Here is a 21,681-nt window from a genome sequence, read left to right as displayed (position 1 = left end):
CAATGTTCGCCACCTGGCTGGCCGGACGGCGGCTGTTCCCGCGCTATGCAGTGATTGCCACCCTGCTGGTCGGCATCGCCGTCGCCGCCAGCCGCGGCCTGCTGCATGCCCAGCAGGTACAGCTGCAACTGGCAGTGCCACAGTGGGTGACACCGTCCCTGTCGTGGACGGCCGTGGCCGGCATTGCCCTGCCCCTGTTCGTGGTCACCATGGCCTCGCAGAACATTCCCGGTGTGGCGGTGATGCGCGCGTCCGGCTACGACGCCCCGGTGTCGCCGCTGATCGGCTGGATCGGCGTGGTCAACACGCTGCTGGCGCCGTTCGGTGCGTACGCGCTGAACCTGGCGGCGATCACCGCCGCCATCTGCATGGGCCGCGACGCGCACGAGGATCCGGCGCGCCGCTATACAGCGGCGATGGCGGCCGGTGCCTTCTACATTGTCGTGGGGCTGTTCGGCGCCACGGTGGCGGCACTGTTCGCGGCCTTCCCCAGGGAACTGGTGGCCTGCGTGGCCGGCATCGCGCTGTTCGGCACCATCGGCAACAGCCTGGCCAGTGCATTGGCAGTGGAGCGCGACCGCGAGGCGGCGCTGGTCACCTTCCTGGTTACCGCATCGGGCGTATCCCTGGCCGGGATCGGCTCGGCGTTCTGGGGCCTGGTGGCCGGTGCGCTGTGCCTGCTGGTGTTGCGGGCACGGACAGCGGCCTGAGCAACCATATCAGGCCGGCATGATCAGGTCGGCAGGCGGGCGACGGTGTTGATCACCGCGCCGGCCGCCATGCCGATCACCACCGCCCACACGCTGGTGCCGCCACGACGCTGCAGTTCTGTGCGGATGCGGTTGTGCTGCCCTGCATGGGCAGCCTTCACCCTGGCCAGCAGCCGCGTGCAATAGCGCAGGTAGAGGCTGTTGGCGGTCACGGCGATGCCGAACCGTGGCACCGCCAGCAACGCCACCGTGAGCAGCGGGCTGGCGCGGGCGGTCAGCAGCGCGATGCCGAACAGGACCAGTTCGAACAGGATGGCCGCCAGGTACATCTTCCGGTGCAGCAGCCAGTAGGTCGGCACCAGGAAGGCGGGCCAGTGCCACGGCCGCGGCGGCTTCGGCACCGGGCTGTCCAGGTGCCAGCGCTGGCGGTAGAGCGCCGCGTTGGGGCCCACGAGGAGGTTCAGGTAGTCCGCGTCGGACGAAGCAGGCGCGTCTCCCACCTCTGCGGCGGGCGCGAGATAGGGATTGTCGTCCGCCGGGGAAACCGGCGGGGTATCCAGATGATTCATGTCGGCGATTCCTTGCCCGGGATGATCCCGCGGTAGCGGCAGCCACCGGTGAATCTGAAGCCGCTCCGGCCTCAGCCTGCCATCACCTGCCCCACCAGCATCACCACAACGACGGCGATGGCCACCACCGCCGCTGCCAGTGCATTGGTGTCACCCCGCCTGGCCAGCTCGCTGCGCAGGCGTGGCTCGTCGTCTCCGGCCAGCGCACGGGCACGGGCGATCTCATGCTGGCAATGCGCCAGGTACCAGCGATTGGCATACACCGCGGCGGTGATGTTGATGACAAAGGTGATGACCATCGACACGCCTTCCGGAACGCCCAGCAACGCCTCGGCGATGCTGAAGAACACCAGCATGCCGGCCCAGATCGCCGCCAGCCGGTACATCCTGCGGTACACCATCCAGATCACGCCGATCAGGAACGCCGGCCAGTGCCAGGTGCCGTTGCCGTCGGCAACACCCTGGTCGAGCCGCCAGCGCTGTCGATAGATCGGGAAGTTGCCGCCGACCACGGCGGCGTACAAGGCGATGTCGCCTTCCAGCTGCGGCGCGGCCGCTGCCACCGGCGAAGCAGCCGGCGCACGATAGGGGTCGGACGGATCAGCGGTCGGTGCGTCACCGCCGCTGACGGCCTGCACCGGTTCAACCGGCGGCGGGGTCGGTTCCATCGGCGTCACCGAAGGATCCAGCTCGGCCAACGGCCGCCACGATGCCATTCCTTCCCGCCACATCAGCGTACGGGCGGTTACGGTGCCGTCCTGCTGCAGGCGGCGCAGCCCGGCCAGGTCCACCGGCCCTTCGCTCTGCTTGCTGTTGGCGTACCACCACTGTGCGTCCTGCATGCCATCCATTCCTGTCGATCCCATCGTTACTCTGAACATCCCGCTACGTCCTGCAGCGGTTCACTAACCAGCACCTGCACCAGCTGGTGGCGCGCGCCGGGTGCAAGGGTAATCTGCTCTGGCCCAGCATTGGCCACTTCCAGGCACACGTAGTCGTGCCAACCGTCGCCGACATCGGCCATCTTCGCCGCCGCCGCCGCGCCCGGATTCCAGGCCACCAGGGTCTGGCTGCCTTCGCTGCGGATCTCGATCCGCCGCTGCAGGACGGGATCGCGCAGCACGTAGTGGCCGCCGGCACCGGTATAGATGCGGTCGCTTCGCCCCGGATCGCGCGGGTCACGCAGCGACCAGGGCCCCTGCTGCTGGTGCAGCTGCGTGTAGTCCTCGTACTTGTCCAGATAGTGCAGGCCATCGAGGCCATCGACCTCGACACGACGGGCATCGCCTACCCGGAAGTAGCTGTGCAGGGCCTGGGTGAAGGTCACCGGGGACGTGCCGGTGTTCTCGGTGGTCAGCTGCTGGTGCAGCTGGCGACCGATGCGCAGCTGCATCTGCAGGCGCAGGCCACATTCGGCAATCGACAGGGGCGCCAGCTGCAGCTCCAGCTCACCGTCATCGCCCTGGCGGGCCTGCAGCAGTTCCCAGCGCGCGGTGCGCACCAGGCCGTGTGCCGGCACGTCATCGCGCTGGCCCTGGCGACCGAACCACGGCCAGCACACTGGGACGCCACCCCGGATCGGCGTGGGCAGCCCGGCACGTTTCGGCGACAGCCACAGCAGGTCCGGCTGCCCCTCTGGAATGAACGACAGCAGCTGTCCGCCGAACACGCTGATGACCGCGGTGGCGCTGGGGGTGCGTACCTGCCAGGCCTCGAGCCCGTGGTACAGGCCGGTGCTGACGTCCGGGTTCGACTGCATGCGATGACGCTCCTTGAAGACCGCGGCGATGATGTCGCGGCCAGCCTGCGATCGGCAAGGTCTAGCGGGTGGCAGGCGCCCCTGCTGCTGCCTCCTGCTGCAATGCGCGCAGGATGCGCTGGCCGGCGCGCCCATCCGCATTGGCCCAGCCCAGGCGCTGCTGCTCGGCCTGGATCGCGCGACGGGTGGCGGTGCCGATCATGCCGTCGGCGCTGCCGATGTCGTGGCCCCGGGCCAGCAGCAGGGTCTGCAGCTGGCGGCGTTCATCGCGGCCGATGCCGGGATCATCGGTCGGCCAGGCGGTGGCCAGGCCGGTGTCGCCACGCAGCTGGTCGGCCAGGGTGGCAATCGCCAGCGCATAGCTTTCGGCAGCGTTGTAGCTGTAGATCGCGTCGTAGTTGCGGAACACCAGCAGTGCCGGGCCCTTGATGCCCGCCGGCAGCAGCAGGGCGGCACGCGCGTCGGCCGGCAGGTTGGGCGGCGCCAGCACGCTGCCATCCAGCGCAGTCACGCCCTGCGCGCGCCAATCGGCCAAGGCCCGGCGCTGGGTGCGGCCCGCCTGGCTGGCGTTGAAGCCGGCGGGAACCCGTACTTCCATGCCCCACGGTTCGCCACTGCGCCAGCCGGCCCGCTTGAGGTAATTGGCGGTGGACGCCAGCGCGTCGGGAATGCTGCCGACCAGATCGCGGCGGCCATCGCCATCACCATCGACCGCGATACGTGCGTAGGTGCTGGGCATGAACTGCGTATGCCCGAAGGCGCCGGCCCAGGAACCGGCGAGACCCTGGGCCTGCAGGTCGCCGCGGTCGATCAGCTTGAGCAGCGCCAGCAGTTCGCCCCGGAAGAAGGCCTGGCGGCGGCCGGCACAGGACAGCGTGGCCAGCGACTGCAGCAGCGGGCGCTTGCCGAAGACACGGCCATAGTCGCTCTCCACCCCCCAGACCGCGACGATGGTGGCCGGATCGACGCCGTACTGTGCGGAGACGCGATCGAGCAGATCGCGATGTTGCTGCAGCAGGGTGCGGCCATCATCGACGCGCTGGCGGTCGACCAGCGCGGCCAAGTAATCCCAGATCGGCGTGGTGAATTCCGGTTGTGCGTCCAACAGCCCGAGCACGCTCGGATCCGGCGTGAGTCCGGCGGTGATCCCGTTGAATCGCTCAGCGCTGATGCCCTGGGTCGCGGCGGTGGCCTGCAGGCCCGCCAGGCAGCGGCTGAATGCCGGATCGATGGTGGCGGCGGGGGCCGCAGGCAGCGTCGGCGTCGACGCGAGGGCGGCCGCCAGGCCGAGCGTGGTCAGAATGGGCATGGCGTCCTCCGTGTTGCCGTTGCACGGCCATCTTAGGGGCAGCGGTGCGGCCGAACCTGAAGGGGCACCGGCTGGCCGCCCACCCTAGGCAGCGCGCAGCAGGCGCAGGCCATAGGCAGGGCTTTCGGCATCCCAGCGCTGCGCGACCTGCAGGCCCGCCTGCTGCAACAGCGCTTCGAAGCTGTCATCGGTGTACTTGTGGCTGTACTCGACGCGGATGGGTTCACCGGCAGCAAAGTGGAAGGTGCGGCCATCCAGGTGAACGTCCTGCGCCCACTGGCTGACCAGGTCGGTTTCGATGCGCAGCCGTGCGGTGCTGTAACGGGCGCGGTGGCGGAATCCGTCGAGATCGAAATCGCTGCCGATCTCGCGATTGAGGCGGGCCAGCAGGTTGAGGGTGAATGCTGCGGTGACACCCTGCGCATCATTGTAGGCCGCCTCGATCAGCGTCGGGTCCTTGTGCAGGTCGATGCCGACCAGGGCCAGGCCGTCGCGGCCCATGGTCTGGCGCATCGCCCGCAACAGGGCGACGGCATCCTCGTCGGCGAAATTGCCCAGTGTGGAACCGGGGAAGAACAGTAGGCGACGGGCCGGCGCGCGCTCGGGCGTGGGCACGGCGACGGCGCGGGTGAAGTCGGCGCAGACCGGCAGCATCTCGACCTCGGGCAGCGCGGGTGCCAGATGGTCGATGCTGGACAACAGTGCCGCCCGCGAGATCTCGATCGGGGTATAGGCCACCGGATCCTGCAGCGCAGCCAGCAGCAGCGCGGTCTTGCGGCCACTGCCACTGCCCAGCTCCACCACGTGCAGGCGCGGGCCGACCACGCGCGCGATGTCGGGCAGCACCCGGGCCAGCAGCGCCAGCTCGGTGCGGGTGGGGTAGTACTCGCGGGTCTGGGTGATCTGTTCGAACAGACGCGAGCCGCGCGCATCGTAGAAGTACTTGGAGGGCAGCTGCCGCGATGCGCGTGACAGCCCGGCCACCGCATCGGCCAGGATCTGCTGGCGGCTGGGGGTCAGGTCGGTCAGCGCCTGCAGCGCGTCATGCACCGTGCTCATATGAGGTCTCTGGCCAGGCGCAGCCCGGAGAACTGCCAGCGCGCCGGCGGCATGAAGAAATTGCGGTAGCTGGCGCGCACGTGGTCGCGGGGCGTGGCACAGCTGCCGCCGCGCAGCACCCATTGGCCGCACATGAACTTGCCGTTGTATTCGCCGAGGTTGCCGTCAAAAGGACGGAAGCCCGGGTAGGCGCCATAGGCACTGGCGGTCCACTCCCAGACATCGCCGAACAGCTGCCGCAGTCCACTGCCCTGCCCGGCCTGCGGATGCAGATGATCGTCATCGGCAAAGTGGCCGCGCAGGGGCTGCGATGCGGCGGCCGCTTCCCACTCGAACTCGCTGGGCAGGCGCGCACCGGCCCAGCGGGCGCAGGCATCGGCCTCGTAGTAGCTGAGGTGGCAGACCGGCGCATGCGGATCCAGCTCGCGCCAACCCCCCAGGGTGTACTCGCGCTGCAGGGCATCATCCCAGTACAGGGGGTGCTGCCAGCCTTCGGCTTCACGCAGCGCCCAGCCTTCGCTGAGCCACCAGTGCGGTTCGCGGTACCCCCCCGCCTCGATGAAGGTGCGGTACTCGGCATTGCTGACGGGGCGTTCTGCCAGCGCATGCGCGGGCAGCAGCACACGGTGCGGCGGCGATTCGTTGTCGTAGGCGAAGGCGGCGTGCCGGGGCCATGCCGCGGCACCGACGGTGACGATGCGTTCGGGCGATTCGATCCAGCCCTGCGGCGTCGCGGTGCCGGCGACCGGCCGCAGATCCTCGCGATACGGTGGCTGCAGTGGATTGCACCAGAACGCATGCTTGATGTCGGTCAACAGCAGTTCCTGGTGCTGTTGTTCGTGCTGCAGGCCCAACTGCAGGTGCTGCAGCGCCTGCGCGTCAAGTTCGCCTGCCGCCAGCCGCGATTGCACCTGCAGATCGACCTGTTGCCGGTAGTCGCGCACCTGCTGCAACGAGGGCCGCGACAGCAGCCCGCGCTGCGGCCGCGCATGCGCCGGACCGATGCTCTTGTAGTAGCTGTTGAACAGATAGTCCCAGGCTGGATCATGCGCCGGCGCGGTGGCGAATCCGGCCAGTACGAAGCGTTCAAAGAACCAGGTGGTATGGGCCAGGTGCCATTTGCTGGGACTGGCGTCGGCCATGCTCTGCAGCATGGTGTCCTCGGCACTGAGCGGCGCGGCCAGCTGCAGGCTGCGCGCCCGCACCTGTGCAAAGCGGCGGGCGAGATCGCGCTGCGGGGCAGCGACGGCGGCGGGTACGCTGTCCATGCGTGCAGCATCGGCGCAGGACGGTGAGTGCGACGTCATGGCACCGCACCACCACGTTCACATGACAGCGGGCGCGCCCATTCAAGAAGCGCGTGGGGACGCCGCTAACGGCAATGTTGCGGCCGCATCGTCACCGCACTGGACTTACTGCGTGCCCCTGCATCCGCTCCGCCAGCCTGCGCATTACCTGTTCGTGCTGCCCGCCGTGCTGGTCGTCCTGGTGCTGTGGATGGCGCTGGGCACCGAGGATGTGGCCAGCCCGGGCCAGCGCATCCTGCCCTGGCTGCTGGCCTGCCTCGGCGCGGGCCTGGCGCTGCTTTACCACCAGATGCGCACGCTGTGCCTGCTGCTGGTGGTGGCAGTGGTGTTCGCGCTGCTGCACCGGGACCTCGGTGGCTACCTGCGCAGCGGCCATGTCGACACCCTGACCCCGCTGCGCTTCCACGCGATCTCGGCGTGGGTACCGCTGCTGTTCGCGGGACTGGCGCTGTGGCCGGAACGCGGACGCCGACGCCAGGACCTGCTGCTGCGCAGCGTGGTGTGCGGCACGGCGCTGGTGATCTTCCTGCTGCTGGCGGCACAGCAGCCGCAGGGCATGCACGATCTGCTGTCGAACCGTCACTGGGCCTGGATTCCCGCCGACTGGAATGCGTTGGCGCAGCTGCCGGCGCTGCTGTTCCTGCTGGCCACCGCAGCATTGGGCTGGCAGGCGTGGCGGCGTCCGCGGCCACTGCACACGGCGATGCTGCTGGCCCTGCTGTGCCTGTGGTGGATGCTGCCGCGGATCTTCCTGCAGCCGGTGCTGCTGCCAGCGCTGAGCAGTGCCGCCCTGCTGCTGATGCTGGGCGCGATGCTGCAGGAGTCCTTCCACATGGCCTTCCGCGATGAGCTGACCGGCCTGCCGGGGCGACGGGCATTCAACGAGACCCTGCAGCGGGCGCGCGGCACCTACAGCATCGCGATGGTGGACGTGGACCACTTCAAGTCATTCAACGACACCCATGGCCACGACACCGGCGACGATGTGCTGCGCCTGGTGGCCTCGCGGCTGGCGCGGGTGGGCGACGGTGGCCGTGCGTTCCGCTATGGCGGCGAGGAGTTCGCGGTGGTGTTCCTGGACCGCCCGGCGGCGGCCTGTGTCGATGCCGTCGAAGCATTGCGGCAGAGCATCGAGGACACCCGCATGCAGCTGCGCGACCGCAGCACCCGCAGCCGTGACGACGAAGCCGGCCGCCAGCAGCGCGGACGCGGCGGCAGCGGCCAGGTGGTGCAGGTGACGGTGAGCATCGGGCTGGCCGACAGCCGCGTGGATCCGCGGCCGATGGCGGTGGTCAAGGCCGCCGACCAGGCCCTGTATGTGGCCAAGGACGGGGGCCGCAACCAGGTGCGCACGCACGGCGGCCAGCGCGTGCTGGCTGCGCGCAGCGCGTAGGGCTCAGACCGCGTCGAGGTAGTACCAGCAGCCGTCGATGCGTTGGAAGCGGCTGTGCTCGGTCATCTTCACCGCGCTGCCGCCGCCGATGCGGTAGCGCGCGGTGAAGCGGACGTCGGCGCTGTCGGCACCGGTGACGGTGTGCTCGTGCACGGTCAGGCCCAGCCAATGCGTGCGCTGGCCGGGTGCTTCATCCAGTGACAGCTCGGCCGGACGCGTGTCCGGGTGCCAGGTCTGGCGCAGGTAGTCGGCCAGGCCCCGCACATACGCGCTGTAGCGCGAACGCATCAGATGCTCGGCATCGGGTGCGGCCTCACCGGCGTGGAAACGGCCGCAGCAGGCGGCGTAGTCGGCAGGCAGGCCACAGGGGCAGGGATCGGCGGGTTTTCGGCTCATGCCGGCATTGTCGCCGGGTTGTGCGGATTGATCCACGCGCGGCACGGGCCAGCTGAAGCAGGACAGGCGTATGCTGTCGCGCCCCCACCTTGATTGATCGCCGTGCTGGAACTGGTTCCCCCTGAGTTGTGGTGGCTGGTGGTGATCGCCTTCATCGCCGGTCTTGTGGATGCCGCCGTGGGTGGCGGCGGCCTGGTGCAGCTGCCCGGCCTGTTCACGGTGCTGCCGCAGCAGACGCCGGCGATGCTGTTCGGTACCAACAAGTTCAGTTCGATGTTCGGTACCGGCGCGGCCGCCTGGCGCTATGCGCGCAACGTGCGCTTCCCGTGGAAGCCGGTGCTGTTCGCGGCCGGCACCGCCTTCATCTTCTCCTTCGCTGGGGCCACCGCGGTGAGCCTGCTGCCCAAGGACGCGGTGCGCCCACTGGTGCTGGTGCTGCTGATCGCGATGCTGGCCTACACGCTGTGGAAAAAGGACTTCGGCGCGCTGCACCGGCCACAGGAGATCGGCCGCCGCGAACTGGCGATCGCGCTGGCGATCGGTGCGGCAATCGGCTTTTACGACGGCTTCTTCGGGCCGGGCACCGGCAGCTTCCTGATCTTCCTGTTCGTGCGCTTCTTCGGCCTGGATTTCCTGCGCGCGTCGGCCGCGTCGAAGGTGGTGAACCTGGCGACGAATGTTGCGGCGATCTCGTTCTTCGTACCGACCGGCAACATCCTGTGGCTGTTCGCGCTGCCGATGGCGGCGGCCAACATCATCGGTTCGGTGGTGGGCACGCGGTTGGCACTGAAGGGCGGTACGCCGTTCATCCGCAAGCTGTTCGTGGGGCTGGTGGTGGTGCTGATCGCGCGGATGGCGTGGGATACGTTCCTTGGCGCGTGAATGCGGTTGCCGGCCAACGGCCGGCACTACCGGGTCATGAACCCCGCCCATGGGTAGTGCCGGCCGCTGGCCGGCATTCCCATTCAACCGGCCGGCTCAGGCCTCCGCTTCTTCCGGTTCGTTGGCCTGCTGGCGGCTGCGCTCGGGCAGCTTCAGGCGCTTGCCTTCTTCGTCGTACTCGATCAGCAGCACGCCGGAGTCGTGGCGGCCGCTGATTTCGACGAAGCAGGCGCCACCGATGAACGGCTCCAGCGTCATCACCGACTTCAGCGGAGTGGCGACCACCATCTGGAAGCCGAAGTTGTCGAAGATGTTCATCGCCAGTGCGGTGAACTCGTTGTCGGCCTTGTCGAAGGCTTCGTCGAGCACGACCGCGGCGTAGCTGGGCAGCTGGCTGTCGGCGCCGCCGAGCTGGTAGCGCAGTGCCGCGGCCAGGCAGGTGGTGGCCAGCTTCTGGCGCTGGCCACCGGACTTGCCGGCACCGCTGCGGTAGATCTCGACCTGCTGGCGCGTTTCCGCATCCAGCTCGACGCCGATGAACTCCACGTGCATGCGCACGTCCAGCACCAGTTCGCGCCAGCGCTTGTCCTCGCCTTCCTGCGAACCCAGGCGGTTGACCAGCTGGCGCAGCACGGTGAACTGCGATTCGGCCAGCTCGCGCTGCTCGGTCTGCTGCTGCGACAGCACCTCGCGCAGCTGCAGGTGGAACTCACCGACTTCCGGCAGACGGCGGTCGCTCAGTTCGATGGTCAGCAGCGTGCCACGGTTGAACGGCACCTGCTCCAGGCTGGCGTTCACTTCATCCAGGCGCTGGCCGATCGACTTGCGGGCCTCTGCACTGTGGCGCTGCAGGGCCAGCAGGTTGTTCTTGCTCTGGTTCTGCAGCAGATCGAAGAAGCGCTCTTCGTGCTGCGGCAGGCCGTCGCGCTCCAGGCGTTCGAGGCGGGCAAGGAAGTCCTCGGCCGAGGCCACCGATACGGTGAAGTCCCCCGATTCCTCCGGCCACTGCTGGATGAAGCGACGGAAGCAGCCGATCAGCTGGTTCTCGATGCGGTTGAGGTCCTGCTGCGAGGACGACAGCTGCTCATTCAACGCGTTGCTGACCTGGCGCATGTGCGCTTCCAGCGTTTCCAGGCTGAGCGGGCCCTGCTCCTGCAGGCGCTCGGCCAGCCCGGCTTCCTGCTCCTGGGCCAGGCTCGGCAGCACCAGCGCACGGCTCTGCTGGCGGGCGCGGTCGAGGCGATCACGTTCCTTGACCAGCTGGCCACGCTCGACACGGACGTCTTCATAGGTGCGGCGGGATTGTTCGATATCCGCGCGCACGGCGTCGATCTGCTTGGCCAGCTTGGCGAGGTCGGCGTTGCCTTCACGCAGGTCGCGCAGAGTCGCTTCGATATCGCTCAGGCGCTGCTGCGGGGCAGCGATGTCGATCTCGTTCCAGCTGATGCTGACCAGCTCGTGGCAGGCCAGGCGGCGCTCATTGTCGCGGTCGCGCTGGCCGCGCAGGCGTGCGATGTCGGTCTCGCAGCTGGCGATGCGCTTGGCCAGTTCCTGTGCTTCGCGCTCGAAGGCGCCCACCTTGTCGTGGTTGTTGAAGCCGAGGATCCAGCGACGACGGTCGCCCACCGCACTGCGGTCGTCCTTCTCGAAACGGTCGCCCGGATGCTTGACCTGGCCTTCGCGGGTGATGCCGCGGTCGACGTTGCGCAGCTGCTTGGCATCCACGCACTCGTAGTCGAAGCGCTTGCCGAGCTCGCGGCGCAGCCAGCTTTCGAACACGTGCTCGCGCAGCTCCAGCTTGTGCAGCAGCGACTTCGCCGACGGCTCGCGCGCGAATGCATCATCGTTGCGGCGCACACGGTAGTAGGTGAAGCGCATGCCCAGGTGGGTACGGTTCACCCACTCGGCGACGTCGTTGTAGTGCTTGTCATCGACCAGCAGCGACAGCGCGAAGCCACCCAGCACACGCTCGATGGCACCCTGCCAGCCCTGCTCTTCCGAGCGGACCTGGATCAGCTCGCCAACGAACGGCAGTGCCGCTTCGGCGATGCCGGTTTCCTCGGCCAGGCGCGCGCGCAGCTTCTGCATCGGCGCCGGGATGTTGGAGGGGGTGCGCTGCATCGCTTCGAGTTCGCTGCGCACTTCACCGAAGCGGCGCTCGTCATCGCGCTTGCCGCCGAGGCGATCGCTGATCGCGTCGTCCAGTGCAGCCGAGGCACGCTGGCGGTCCTGCAGTTCGTTCTGCGCACGCTCGACCAGCTCGGCGAAGCCATGGGCGTCGTCGGGCAGTTCGGCCTGCAGCTGCTGTGCCGCTTCCTGGGCCTGGTCACGCTTGGCCTTGCGGCGGTCGCGCTCGGCTTCGGCGCGGCCCTGCTCGCGTTCCAGTTCCTCGATGCGTTCACCGCCCTGCTGGCGGCGCTGCAGTTCCAGTTCGGCCAGGCGCTCGGTGTGGTTGTCCAATGCGGCGCGACGCTGGGCTTCTTCGCCAAGCAGGCCACGGTCACGCACATCCATCTCGCGCAGGCGCGCTTCGATCAGCGCCTGGCGGCGGCTTTCGCGGAAGCTGTCGACGCCGAGCTTCAGCGCTTCGTCGTCACCGCGCTGGCGGTGCATTTCCTTCAGATCGTTGTAGTAGGCGCGTGCCGGCAACAGGGTTTCCACCTGGCGGCGTGCGGTGACCACGGCCTGGTGCGCGCCATCGAGTTCGGCGAAGTCGCTGACCAGGCGCTCGGCGGCGTCGAAGGTCTTCGGCGTGTCGAGCATGAAGTCGCGCAGGAAGACGTTGAGGTCGCCCAGGTTTTTCGCCGACTGCGTCTTGTGCAGCAGGCGCAGTGCCATTTCGTTGTCGATGCCGAGCAGGTCGCGGAAGCGCTCGGCGTAGCCGGAGAAGGTGTCGAAGTGGTGCAGGTCGGACAGCTTCTGCTTGAGCTTGCGCAGGTCCAGATCGAAGCCGCCGAGGTCCTTGGCGATGTCGAACGGGCGCTCGGCGATCATGTAGTGCTTGCGCACGTCGCCGGCCGAGGTGCCGTTGCCGGAGATCCACAACAGGCGCACCAGGCTGACCACGCGGCCATCGCCGGCGCGGTACTCCAGCACCAGTGCGGTCCAGGTCGCGCCCTTGCGCAGGTACTGGGTGGCGATTTCGCCGGTGCCGCTGTCCTGCTGGTCGGCCCATGCGCCACGCACATAGGACACCAGGTTGCGGTCGCGGCCACTGCGCTCGGCTTCACGCGCGGCGGCATTGAAGTCGACGATGGCCGGCGGCGTCAGCAGCGCGGACATGGCATCGAGCAGGGTCGACTTGCCCGAGCCGGAACGGCCGACGAACAGGAAGCCGCGCTCGGCGATCGGTACTTCGGTCAGGCCGTTGAAGGTGCCCCAGTTGTGCACCTGCAGGCGGCGCATGCGGAACTGCTGCAGGCGCGGGTCCGGCAGGCCTTCGTTGAACAGGGCGGGAGTGTGCTTGGAGATAGCCATGCGATGGTCGGGTCTCTCAGGCCTCGGCGGCCGGGGTTTCGCGCAGCTGGCGGTAGACCGCCGAAAGCTGGGACACGTCTTCGGCGGAGAACAGCAGCTTCAGCGCCGGCGAGACTTCGTGGCGGTCTTCCTGGCCGCTGAGGCGGGTCAGGATGTGGTTGTCCTTCATCTTCTGCACCGCCGAAGCGACGCGGCGGTTGAAGCCGGCGCGGTCGGTGGACAGGTTCTTCTCGTAGATGGCCAGCGCTTCGGCCATCTCGGCGTCGGCGACCACCGCACGGTTGCCGCGCGCATCGGCCTCGGCCAGCTGCTGGCGCAGGTACAGCAGCAGCACCGAATCGATGAAGGTCAGCGGCGAGGTACGCAGCAGCACCGGCGCATCAACGTCTTCCGTGTCGGCCTGGCGGGTGAAGGCCACGCCGCTGTCGCGGTCGAGCACCAGTTCCAGGAACAGGTCCGCCAGTGACGAACGGATGGCCGCCTCGCTGCGGATCAGCGCCGGCCACAGCTTGGCGTGGCGCAGCTGGTCGATGCTGGGGCCGATCAGCAGCTGGCACAGCGCGCGGCGCGCATCCAGCGGCAGGCGCCCGGTATCGCCCAGGTAATACACGTCGTTGCCACGGCGGGGCTGCGCCACGGTCGCCACCGGCTCGGCCTCGTAGGCGTCTTCCGCCACGTCGGCCAGCGGTGCGTCGATGGGATCTTCATGCCAGCTCATGGCGTCTCTCCTGGGTGAACCAAACCAGCGGGATGCGGGCGCGACGGACCTGGCCGTCGCCACCACGCCATTGCGCAAGCTCCTGCTCGCCGGCGACCACGTTGCCGAAGCGCGTGCCCAGCGACAGGTAGCCGATGACGCTGCCAAGACCCTGCGGCGCCTCGCGCTGCGACAGGGCCTGGGCGATGCTGAGCCGCGGCTGTGCATCGAGCAGGTCGTGCAGGTCGCGGCGCAGGGTGCGGAAGTCGATTTCGGACGAAGCGACCAGGTCGCCGACGCTCTCCAGGCTGATCGCGGCCGCGTCGTTGTACTCGACGTTGCCATCGACCTGGGCACTGCGTGGATCGTGCAGCTTCCACTGCGACCACGAACGCAGGCGGCTGGTGGTCAGCTGCAGGTCACGGCCGATGCCGCGCTGTGCGGGGAACTCGTCGCGCAGCGCCAGCGCTTCGGACTGCGCCTGCTTCAGCAGCTGGTTGAGGCGGCGCTGTTCCAGGTAGCCACGGCTCTGCACGAAGCCGCGCAGGCTGCGCGCGAAGTTCTGCAGCACGTCGTGCACCTGGCCACCGCGCTCGAGCATGGTGCTGGTGAAGCCGCGCAGGAAGTTGCGTTCGTTGCGGTCCAGGCGGCGGGCGAAGCCACGCGCCAGCACCGCTTCCAGCGCAGCATCGAGCTGGGCGCTCTGTTCGGCGTCGTTGAGCAGTCGCCAGAACGCCTGGAAGCTGCGGCCGGCATCGCTCTCGCCGATCACGTCCACGCCTTCGAACAGCTGCGACAGCACGTCGCCGCGCTCGCCCTCATCGTCGATGATGCGTTCGCGGAAATCGCGGTTGAGCTGCTCGAAGTCGTCGCGCACGCGGCGGAAGTCCTCGGTCAGCTCGTCGGCCAGGCCGATGATCTGGCGCGCACGTTCCAGCGCGCGCTTGCCATCCAGCGCGATCACACGGCCGGCACCAACGCGGGCGATCTCGGCGTCGATGCGGTCGCGCTCGTCGCGCAGCGCCGACAGGCGTGCATCCGGGTCCGACTCGGTCTGCGCTGCCAGCTGCGAGAGCTGTTCGATGACCAGCGCCAGGCGGCTTTCGGTGGCGGCCACGCGGGCCTGCTCGAGGCCATCTGCGAAGCGGATCGCCTGCAGCGCCGCGGTCGACAGTTCGTACTGCTCCTGGTCGGCGCCCTCGGGCAGGCGGCGTTCCAGCCAGCCCTGGGCCAGCCAGTGCGCGATGTAGGCCTGCGCGGTACGCGGCAGGTCGCGCGACAGTTCATCGCCGTTGAGCTGGTCCAGCGCGCGTTGCAGGCGCTCGTTGAGCACCGACGAGGACAGCGTGCGCTCGCCGTCCATCAGCAGCCCCTGCAGCAGGCCGATGATTTCCGGAGCGTGGTCGGCGGCGAGCAGCTTCCACTGGGGCTGTTCGCGCAGATGGCGGTAACGGGAGATGCGTTCGCGATGCTTCATGCAGCGAAAGAGGTCTGTTGGGCTGACAGGGACGAGCCGCCACGCACGGCGGCCGCGCGGGCAGCCGTGGGCATGCCGGCCCGCAGCGGCCGGCGGGGTGCGGGCAAGCGGCTCAGCGCTTGCCGCCCACTTCGATGAAGCGCAGGAACTCGGCGCGGGTACGCGCGTCGTCGCGGAAGCTGCCCAGCATCTTGGAGGTGACCATGCTGACGCCGCGCTTGTGGATGCCGCGGGTGGTCATGCATTCGTGGGCGCCTTCGACGACCACGCCGACGCCGATCGGCTGCAGCACATCCTGGATGCACTGGGCGATCTGCGCGGTCATCTTCTCCTGCACCTGGAAACGGCGGGCGTAGGCTTCGACGACGCGGGCCAGCTTGCTGATGCCCACCACCTTGCCGGCCGGCAGGTAGCCGACGTGCACGCGGCCGATGATCGGCGCCATGTGGTGTTCGCAGTGGCTTTCGTACTCGATGTCGCGCAGGACGATCAGTTCGTCGTAGCCGGCCACTTCCTCGAAGGTCCGCTCCATGTAGGCGCGGGGGTCGTCGCGGTAACCGCTGAACCAGTCGCCATAGGCTTCGGCGACGCGGCGGGGGGTATCCAGCAGGCCTTCACGGGACGGGTCCTCACCGGCCCAGCGCAGCAGGGTGCGCACGGCATCCTCGGCCTGGTCCTGGGTCACGTCGCCCTGCGGGGCGGCCTTTTCGTTGTTCTTGCTCATTGCGTACAGCGTCCCGAACGGGGGGCGAGCATCGTACCCGACCGGGGGGTGGGTCGTCCTGTTGGGACGGTTCATCGGGGGGTCGTTGTTGGCGCGTCGTTGCTATCGGTTTGGAGGGGGACAGGGAACTGCGCAGGACACGCCGTAAACCCGTCCCTGGGGGCTCGATGGCGCCATCCATGGCGCCAACGGTCCTGCGCAGTCCCCTGTCCCCCTCCCTGACGGTTTCTTGCGGGCGCGGCCGGACCGCCCGAGAGCGGGGTCAAAAGCAGGGGTTCATGGCTTCGGAAGCAGCGCGCCGCTGCTGTGGTGTCTTCTGCTTTGGTGGGTGCGGACCGTTGGTCCGCACTGCTTCTGCTCTTGCTTCTAAGAGCCAACCCACCGCGCTCGCGGGGTAATGGGAGGGCAGCGGGGGCCGGGCGGGGCAGGACCGTCCGCGGCATGGGCCCGAGGCATGCCTCGGGCGGGTTGGGCAGGACGCCCAACGCCGGTCTTGCCGTGTGCGCAGGACACGCACACGAGCAAGCCGCGGCCGAGCCTACAGGGACGTACTTGCGGCGTGTCCTGCCCCGTCCGGCCCCCGCCGCCCCACCCGACATCAGGCAGGCGCAACGCTTTCCTCAACACACCCGTCCATTCATAAAAACCATTGATAGGAATGAAATTAGTAGTATCCTATCTATCTCTTATGGACCGACCCCTCGACGAGCGCACCGTGCTGCAGATGCAGCTCAGCTCCGGCCTGCTGTACGCAGGGCGGCAGTGGCAGCGCCTGGCCGACAGCCGGCTCGGCAGCTACGGCATCTCCACCGCCTGCACCATGCCCCTGCTGATGATCGGCCGCTCCGGCGGTGGCATCCGCCAGGTGGCGCTGGCCCAGCAGCTGGGCATGGAGGGTCCTTCCCTGGTGCGCCTGCTGGACAAGCTGTGCGCCAGCGACCTGGTCCGCCGCGAGAGCGACGCCAGCGACCGCCGCGCCAACCTGCTGTGGCTGACCGATGCGGGACACGCGCTGGTCAGCGAGCTGGAAGACCAGTTGATCGGCCTGCGCCAGGACGTGTTCGGCGAGCTTTCCATGGATGAACTGCACGCCGTGCTGAAGGCATGGCGCCTGCTGGCCGAGGCCGCCGACCGCATCACGTAAGAGCGCTGCCCCCGAATACCGCCGCTGCCGTGCACACGCCAGCGGCTTTTACCCGTTGCCGTTGTTTCGTTGTTCCTCCCCCTCCCCCACCTCGCCCCCGCCCCTACCGATGCCCGGTGAATTCAGTCTCCACGGAGTGTTCGTCCCGACCCTGCTCGGGTTGATGTTGTTGGCCTATTTGGTCAACAGCGGCCTGCACGCGCTGCTGCAGCGTGCCGGCGCCTACCGCCATGTATGGCACCCGGCGCTGTTCAACCTGGCCCTGTACGGGATCGTGCTTGGCCTGCTGTTCCACCTCCTGCGTTGGATGCAATCGTGAACAAGATCGTGAAGAAGACCCTGCCGGTGCTGCTCACCAGCGCAGCCGTGATCGTCGCCCTGCTGGTGCTGCGCCAGCTGTGGGTCTATTACATGGATGAGCCGTGGACCCGCGATGCCCATGTCGGCGCCGACGTGGTGCAGGTGGCGCCGGACGTGTCCGGGCTGGTGGAAACGGTGCAGGTGGCCGACAACCAGGCGGTGAAGAAGGGCGACCTGCTGTTCGTGGTCGACCGCGCCCGTTACCGCATCGCGCTGGAGCAGGCCCGTGCCAGCCTGGCAGAGCGCCAGGCCTCGGTGGCACAGCTGCGCCGCGAGATCGGCCGTGACCACAGCCTGCAGGACCTGGTCGCCGCCGAGGACGCCGAAGTGCGCCGCGCCAAGCTGCAGGCCGCACAGGCTGCGCTGGCCACCGCACAGGCGGCGGTCGACCTGGCCGAGCTCAACCTTGGCCGCACCGAGGTGCGCGCACCGGCCGATGGCCGGGTCAACGACCGCATCATGCGCGTGGGCGACTACGTGGTGGCCGGCAAGCCGGTGCTGGCGCTGCTGGATATCGGCTCGTTCCGCATCGATGGCTACTTCGAGGAAACCCGCCTGCGCGGCGTGGCGCCGGGGCAGCGCGTGGACATCCGCCTGATGGGTGAATCGGCGCCGCTGCGCGGCCATGTCGAGAGCATCGCCGCCGGCATCGAGGACCGCTACCGCAGCAATGGCAGCACCCTGCTGCCGAACGTGACCCCGGCCTTCGACTGGGTGCGGCTGGCGCAGCGCATCCCGGTGCGCATCGCCATCGACGAAGTACCCAAGGGCGTGGAACTGATCGCCGGCCGCACCGCCACGGTGACCGTGGACACCGGCCGCCACCCGCACAGCGACAAGGCCGGCACCGCGCCGACACAGGCGGGCCTGTGAACGCCGCCCTGCCCCGTTTCGGCCTGATCGTCGCGCTGGCCAGCCTGACCGCATGCAGGACCGTTGGCCCGGATTACGCGCTGCCGGAAGGCTCGGCGTTCAAGCGCCCGCAGGCCAATGCGGCCTTCATCGATACCCAGAACCCGCAGGTGGCCGCCAACCAGGCGCTGCCCGACCGCTGGTGGTCGCTGTACAACGACCCGGTGCTGGACGGGCTGATCACCCAGGCGCTGCGTGACAACGTTGAACTGAAGGCCGCTGATGCGCACCTTCGCCGTGCCGCAGCGGTGTACGAACAGGCGCTGGACGCCGGCGGCTTCGAGTACGAGGCCGAGGCCGGGGTCAGCCGCGCGCAGCTGTCGGCCGAATCGTTCCTGCAGGAACACGAGCTGCCGGTGATCAACCTGGCCGATGGCAAGTTCGCGGTCAGCTACCAGTTCGACCTGTTCGGCAAGCTCAAGCGCGGCGCCGAAGCGGCGCGAGCCGACGAACAGTCGGTTGCCGCAGCACGTGACCTGGCCCAGGTCAGCGTGGTCGCGCAGGTGGCCGACAGCTACCTGGAGATCTGCCACGCCAACCACGAGCTGCACGTGGCCGAGCATTCGCTGCAGCTGCAGCAGCGCAGCCGTTCGGTCACCCAGCGCCTGATCGATGCCGGTCGCGGCACGCCGCCGGAGCTGGCCCGCGCCAATGCCCAGGTGGCGCTGCTGGAAGCTGCATTGCCGCCGCTGCGCGCGCAGCGTTCGGCGGCCGCCTATTCGCTGGCCGCGCTGCTCGGGCAGACCCCGGGCCAGCTGCCGGCCGGCGTGATCGACTGTGCACACGCGCCCAGCCTGGCGCAGCCGCTGCCGGTCGGTGATGGCCGCGCACTGCTGCAGCGCCGCCCGGACGTGCGCCAGGCCGAGCGCAAGCTGGCCTCCGCCACGGCACGGATTGGCGTGGCCACCGCCGAGCTGTACCCGGACATCCGCCTGGGGGCCTCGCTCGGTGCCGCCGGCCTGCTTGAGGACTTCGGCACGCCGATGACCCAGCAGTGGTCGATCGGCCCACTGATCTCGTGGACGTTGCCGTCGTCCGGCACCCACGCACGCATCCACGCCGCCGAGGCGGGTGCCGATGCGGCGCTGGCCGAGTTCGACCACACCGTGCTGCAGGCGCTGCGCGAGACCCAGACCGCACTGGATCGCTACGCGCAGGACCTGCGCCGGCTGCAGTCGCTGCGCACTGCGCAGGAGCAGGCCGCACTGGCCGCCGAGCAGAACCGCCGGCTGTACCAGGGCGGCCGCACGCCGTACCTGTCCAGCCTGGATGCCGACCGCAGCCTGGCCACCAGCGACGCCACCCTGGCCGCCGCCGAAGCGCAGGTCTCGCGCGACCAGATCCACCTGTTCCTGGTGCTGGGTGGTGGCTGGCAGGCCAGCGCCGCCGCGCCCAACGCCTCGACCGCAGCGAAGTAAGCCATGAACGCGCTGACCGACCGCCAGGCCTGGCTGTTCTCGATCAAGACCTACCTGGCCGCGGTGGCCGCGCTGTACATCGCCATGGCCGGCAACCTGTCGCGCCCGTACTGGGCGATGGGCACGGTGTACATCGTCAGCCAGCCGCTGCTGGGCCCAACCCGGGCCAAGGGCGTGTACCGCATCGTCGGCACCCTGGTGGCCGGCCTGGCCACCCTGCTGGTGCTGCCGGCGCTGGTGGAAACGCCGCTGGTGCTGAGCGCGGCGATGTCGATCTGGCTGGCCGGCTGCCTGTTCATGGCCCTGCTCAACCGCGGACCGCGCGGCTACGCGTTCCTGCTGGCCGGCTACACCACCGCCTTCATCGGCTTCCCGGCGGTGACCTCGCCGGAAACCATCTTCGACACGGTGGTGGCACGCAGCGAGGAGATCATCCTCGGCACGGTGGTGGCGGTGATGTTCGCCTCGCTGCTGTTCCCGGCCTCGGTGCGCCCGATGCTGCGCGCGCGCATCGGCAACTGGATGGAGGACGCCGCGCAGTGGTGCCGGCAGATCCTTGAACGTGGCCGCGCGCATGCGCCGCGCAACCGGCTGGCCGCCGACCTGGTGCAGTTCGAGGCGCTGATCGAGTTCCTGCGCCGCGATGATCCGCGCCATGCCGGTTCGGCGGTGTCGATGGAGCGCCTGCGCGAGCGCATGCTGCTGCTGTTGCCGGTGCTGTCGTCGATTGCCGACCGCCTGAGTGCGCTGCGCAGCGACGGCCAGGCCCTGCCGGAAGGGCTGCCGGCACTGGTCGATGACATCCACGACTGGCTGGATGGCCCGACCAACGCCAGCGAATACGCCCGCCTGCGCGCGCGCATCAGCGCACTGAAGCCGCAGGTGGACCGCGACCTGCAGCACCTGCAACTGGCCAGCCTGCTGCTGCGCCTGGAAGAGCTGGTGGACCTGTGGCAGGACTGCCGCACGCTGCAGCACGCGATCGACCACGGCACCGCGCCGCTGGACCGCGCGCACTACCGCATCCGCACCGAGCGCGTGGCCGCTGACAAGCACGTCGACTACGGCATGGCGCTGTTTTCCGCGCTCAGTGCCGGCGTGGCGCTGATGAGCTATTGCGTGCTGTGGATCGCGCTGGGTTGGGAAGGTGGTGGCAACGGCGCGATGATGGCCGCGGTAACCGCCGCGTTCTTCGCCGCGCAGGACGACCCGGCACCGAGCATGGTGTCGTTCCTGGTGTGGGCGATGGTCGCCTCGGTGGTGGCCGGTGTGTACCTGTTCGGTGTGTTCCCCGCGGTGCACGACTTCGGCCTGCTGGCACTGGTGCTGGCAGTGGTGTTCCTGCCACTGGGGCTGATGCTGCACCACCCCAAGAGCGCGCTGTTCGCGCTGCCGCTGACGGTGAATCTGGCCGCGCTGCTGAGTCTGCAGAACACCTATAGCGCCAACATCCAGACCTTCCTCAACTCGTCGATCGCGATGTTCATCGGCATTGGCTTTGCGGTGGTGATGACCCGCCTGTTCCGTTCGGTGGGTGCCGAGTGGACCGCGCGCCGGCTGGTGCGGCAGGGCTGGACCACGCTGGCCGAAGCCGCCGAAGGACGTGGCCAGCAGGACCGCCAGCGCTTCGCCGCACGCATGCTCGACCTGCTGGGCCTGCTCGCCCCGCGCCTGGCGGCAACGCCGGAGGGCAGCGACATCGCCTCGGTGGACATGCTCAATGAAGCGCGCATCGGCCTGAACATCCTGCAGCTGCGCCGCGCACGATTGGAACTGCCCGAGCGCAGCCGCGAAGCGGTCGAGCACATCCTGGAAGAGATCGCCGCGCACTACCGGCGGCAGATTGCCGCGCGCAAACCGATTGTGGCCGCCGAAGCGCTGCGCGAGCGGCTGGATACCTCGCTGGGCCGGGTCGGCAGCGTGGCCGCGTGCAAGGCGCGCGACGAAGCGCTGATGGGCCTGATCGGCCTGCGCTTCGCGCTGTTCCCGGAGGCCAAGGCATTGGCGCCGGGGTTGGCGATGAGCGCGGCCGCGCAGCCGTAGCGCGATACCCTGTGCGTCCACAGACTCCGCGCCGGGGTCGGATCC

The 21,681-nt window shown here is 68.8% G+C and carries 19 protein-coding genes (1 of these 19 cut by a window edge); 8 read left to right on the top strand and 11 right to left on the bottom strand.

The features are described 5' to 3' along the window. On the top strand, positions 1 to 710 hold the 3' portion of the coding sequence (locus ACXI0D_RS12190; RefSeq protein WP_049446882.1) for a benzoate/H(+) symporter BenE family transporter. 478 nt of this gene lie to the left of the window's left edge; the window shows 710 of its 1,188 coding nt (coding positions 479-1,188); the start codon falls outside the window, past its left edge; it ends in the stop codon at positions 708 to 710. 23 nt (positions 711 to 733) lie between these two features. Here ACXI0D_RS12190 and ACXI0D_RS12185 read toward each other — a convergent pair whose 3' ends face one another. The 6 genes from ACXI0D_RS12185 to egtB form a co-directional block, all read right to left on the bottom strand. Continuing rightward, positions 734 to 1,279, bottom strand: coding sequence for a DUF2628 domain-containing protein (locus ACXI0D_RS12185; RefSeq protein ID WP_049446880.1), 546 nt, complete (start codon positions 1,277 to 1,279; stop codon positions 734 to 736). Positions 1,280 to 1,350: 71 nt separating this feature from the next. Then, complete coding sequence (locus ACXI0D_RS12180) at positions 1,351 to 2,121, bottom strand: GYF domain-containing protein (RefSeq protein WP_049447057.1); 771 nt, start codon at positions 2,119 to 2,121, stop codon at positions 1,351 to 1,353. 26 nt (positions 2,122 to 2,147) lie between these two features. Beyond that, positions 2,148 to 3,038, bottom strand: coding sequence for a D-hexose-6-phosphate mutarotase (locus ACXI0D_RS12175; RefSeq protein WP_049446877.1), 891 nt, complete (start codon positions 3,036 to 3,038; stop codon positions 2,148 to 2,150). 61 nt (positions 3,039 to 3,099) lie between these two features. Then, complete coding sequence (locus ACXI0D_RS12170; protein ID WP_479642605.1) at positions 3,100 to 4,347, bottom strand: lytic murein transglycosylase; 1,248 nt, start codon at positions 4,345 to 4,347, stop codon at positions 3,100 to 3,102. Positions 4,348 to 4,431: 84 nt separating this feature from the next. After that, on the bottom strand, positions 4,432 to 5,406 hold the full coding sequence (gene egtD, locus ACXI0D_RS12165) for an L-histidine N(alpha)-methyltransferase (protein ID WP_119007400.1): 975 nt from the start codon (positions 5,404 to 5,406) through the stop codon (positions 4,432 to 4,434). After that, positions 5,403 to 6,674 (bottom strand): ergothioneine biosynthesis protein EgtB, encoded by a 1,272-nt coding sequence (gene egtB / locus ACXI0D_RS12160; protein WP_049446870.1) that lies wholly within the window; start codon positions 6,672 to 6,674, stop codon positions 5,403 to 5,405. Before egtB ends, egtD begins: the two co-directional genes overlap by 4 nt. Positions 6,675 to 6,825: 151 nt before the next feature. Here egtB and ACXI0D_RS12155 point away from each other — a divergent pair, with 151 nt between their 5' ends. Further along, on the top strand, positions 6,826 to 8,106 hold the full coding sequence (locus ACXI0D_RS12155) for a GGDEF domain-containing protein (protein ID WP_049446869.1): 1,281 nt from the start codon (positions 6,826 to 6,828) through the stop codon (positions 8,104 to 8,106). Positions 8,107 to 8,109: 3 nt separating this feature from the next. Here ACXI0D_RS12155 and ACXI0D_RS12150 read toward each other — a convergent pair whose 3' ends face one another. Next, entirely contained in the window at positions 8,110 to 8,502 is a 393-nt protein-coding gene (locus ACXI0D_RS12150) for a YchJ family protein (RefSeq protein ID WP_049446867.1), read from the bottom strand. A 102-nt stretch (positions 8,503 to 8,604) separates the two neighbouring features. On the opposite strand from ACXI0D_RS12150, the gene ACXI0D_RS12145 reads away from it, so the two are divergent. Next, positions 8,605 to 9,384 carry a sulfite exporter TauE/SafE family protein gene (locus ACXI0D_RS12145; RefSeq protein WP_049447056.1) on the top strand — a complete coding sequence of 260 codons (780 nt, stop codon included), beginning with the start codon at positions 8,605 to 8,607 and terminating at the stop codon, positions 9,382 to 9,384. 96 nt (positions 9,385 to 9,480) lie between these two features. On the opposite strand, the gene ACXI0D_RS12140 is transcribed toward ACXI0D_RS12145, so the two are convergent. The 4 genes from ACXI0D_RS12140 to folE form a co-directional block, all read right to left on the bottom strand. Continuing rightward, complete coding sequence (locus ACXI0D_RS12140) at positions 9,481 to 12,861, bottom strand: ATP-binding protein (RefSeq protein ID WP_049446864.1); 3,381 nt, start codon at positions 12,859 to 12,861, stop codon at positions 9,481 to 9,483. A gap of 16 nt (positions 12,862 to 12,877) precedes the next feature. Beyond that, positions 12,878 to 13,579 (bottom strand): DUF4194 domain-containing protein, encoded by a 702-nt coding sequence (locus tag ACXI0D_RS12135; protein WP_049446862.1) that lies wholly within the window; start codon positions 13,577 to 13,579, stop codon positions 12,878 to 12,880. Beyond that, the gene (locus ACXI0D_RS12130) at positions 13,566 to 15,035 is read right to left on the bottom strand and encodes a DUF3375 domain-containing protein (RefSeq protein ID WP_014039010.1); all 1,470 of its coding nucleotides are present in this window, start codon (positions 15,033 to 15,035) and stop codon (positions 13,566 to 13,568) included. Before ACXI0D_RS12130 ends, ACXI0D_RS12135 begins: the two co-directional genes overlap by 14 nt. Before the next feature lie 112 nt (positions 15,036 to 15,147). Further along, the gene (folE, locus tag ACXI0D_RS12125; protein WP_004141296.1) at positions 15,148 to 15,759 is read right to left on the bottom strand and encodes a GTP cyclohydrolase I FolE; all 612 of its coding nucleotides are present in this window, start codon (positions 15,757 to 15,759) and stop codon (positions 15,148 to 15,150) included. Between the two features lie 688 nt (positions 15,760 to 16,447). On the opposite strand from folE, the gene ACXI0D_RS12120 reads away from it, so the two are divergent. From ACXI0D_RS12120 to ACXI0D_RS12100, 5 genes are all read left to right on the top strand, one after another. Next, positions 16,448 to 16,903: a MarR family winged helix-turn-helix transcriptional regulator gene (locus ACXI0D_RS12120; RefSeq protein WP_012481667.1), complete on the top strand. Its 456-nt coding sequence runs from the start codon at positions 16,448 to 16,450 to the stop codon at positions 16,901 to 16,903. A gap of 109 nt (positions 16,904 to 17,012) precedes the next feature. Next, positions 17,013 to 17,222, top strand: coding sequence for a DUF1656 domain-containing protein (locus ACXI0D_RS12115; protein ID WP_010487502.1), 210 nt, complete (start codon positions 17,013 to 17,015; stop codon positions 17,220 to 17,222). Further along, a complete protein-coding gene (locus ACXI0D_RS12110) occupies positions 17,219 to 18,136 on the top strand; it encodes an efflux RND transporter periplasmic adaptor subunit (protein WP_479642604.1) in 918 nt (305 codons plus the stop codon). The genes ACXI0D_RS12115 and ACXI0D_RS12110 overlap by 4 nt, the downstream gene beginning before the upstream one ends. Continuing rightward, positions 18,133 to 19,593, top strand: coding sequence for an efflux transporter outer membrane subunit (locus tag ACXI0D_RS12105; protein WP_049446858.1), 1,461 nt, complete (start codon positions 18,133 to 18,135; stop codon positions 19,591 to 19,593). The genes ACXI0D_RS12110 and ACXI0D_RS12105 overlap by 4 nt, the downstream gene beginning before the upstream one ends. A gap of 3 nt (positions 19,594 to 19,596) precedes the next feature. Further along, entirely contained in the window at positions 19,597 to 21,636 is a 2,040-nt protein-coding gene (locus ACXI0D_RS12100; protein ID WP_049446856.1) for an FUSC family protein, read from the top strand. The last annotated feature ends 45 nt before the right edge of the window (positions 21,637 to 21,681 follow it).

It is taken from the genome of Stenotrophomonas sp. C9D9 (assembly GCF_056491205.1).
This window is presented reverse-complemented; position numbering and strand designations above follow the sequence as displayed.

What these genes read in the sequence shown, in the direction of transcription:
- ACXI0D_RS12185 (WP_049446880.1), bottom strand. Translation starts at nt 1,279, where the DNA reads ATGAATCATCTGGATACCCCGCCGGTTTCCCCGGCGGACGACAATCCC.
- ACXI0D_RS12180 (WP_049447057.1), bottom strand. Translation starts at nt 2,121, where the DNA reads ATGCAGGACGCACAGTGGTGGTACGCCAACAGCAAGCAGAGCGAAGGG.
- ACXI0D_RS12175 (WP_049446877.1), bottom strand. Translation starts at nt 3,038, where the DNA reads ATGCAGTCGAACCCGGACGTCAGCACCGGCCTGTACCACGGGCTCGAG.
- ACXI0D_RS12170 (WP_479642605.1), bottom strand. Translation starts at nt 4,347, where the DNA reads ATGCCCATTCTGACCACGCTCGGCCTGGCGGCCGCCCTCGCGTCGACG.
- egtD (WP_119007400.1), bottom strand. Translation starts at nt 5,406, where the DNA reads ATGAGCACGGTGCATGACGCGCTGCAGGCGCTGACCGACCTGACCCCC.
- egtB (WP_049446870.1), bottom strand. Translation starts at nt 6,674, where the DNA reads ATGGACAGCGTACCCGCCGCCGTCGCTGCCCCGCAGCGCGATCTCGCC.
- ACXI0D_RS12150 (WP_049446867.1), bottom strand. Translation starts at nt 8,502, where the DNA reads ATGAGCCGAAAACCCGCCGATCCCTGCCCCTGTGGCCTGCCTGCCGAC.
- ACXI0D_RS12140 (WP_049446864.1), bottom strand. Translation starts at nt 12,861, where the DNA reads ATGGCTATCTCCAAGCACACTCCCGCCCTGTTCAACGAAGGCCTGCCG.
- ACXI0D_RS12135 (WP_049446862.1), bottom strand. Translation starts at nt 13,579, where the DNA reads ATGAGCTGGCATGAAGATCCCATCGACGCACCGCTGGCCGACGTGGCG.
- ACXI0D_RS12130 (WP_014039010.1), bottom strand. Translation starts at nt 15,035, where the DNA reads ATGAAGCATCGCGAACGCATCTCCCGTTACCGCCATCTGCGCGAACAG.
- folE (WP_004141296.1), bottom strand. Translation starts at nt 15,759, where the DNA reads ATGAGCAAGAACAACGAAAAGGCCGCCCCGCAGGGCGACGTGACCCAG.
- ACXI0D_RS12120 (WP_012481667.1), top strand. Translation starts at nt 16,448, where the DNA reads ATGGACCGACCCCTCGACGAGCGCACCGTGCTGCAGATGCAGCTCAGC.
- ACXI0D_RS12115 (WP_010487502.1), top strand. Translation starts at nt 17,013, where the DNA reads ATGCCCGGTGAATTCAGTCTCCACGGAGTGTTCGTCCCGACCCTGCTC.
- ACXI0D_RS12100 (WP_049446856.1), top strand. Translation starts at nt 19,597, where the DNA reads ATGAACGCGCTGACCGACCGCCAGGCCTGGCTGTTCTCGATCAAGACC.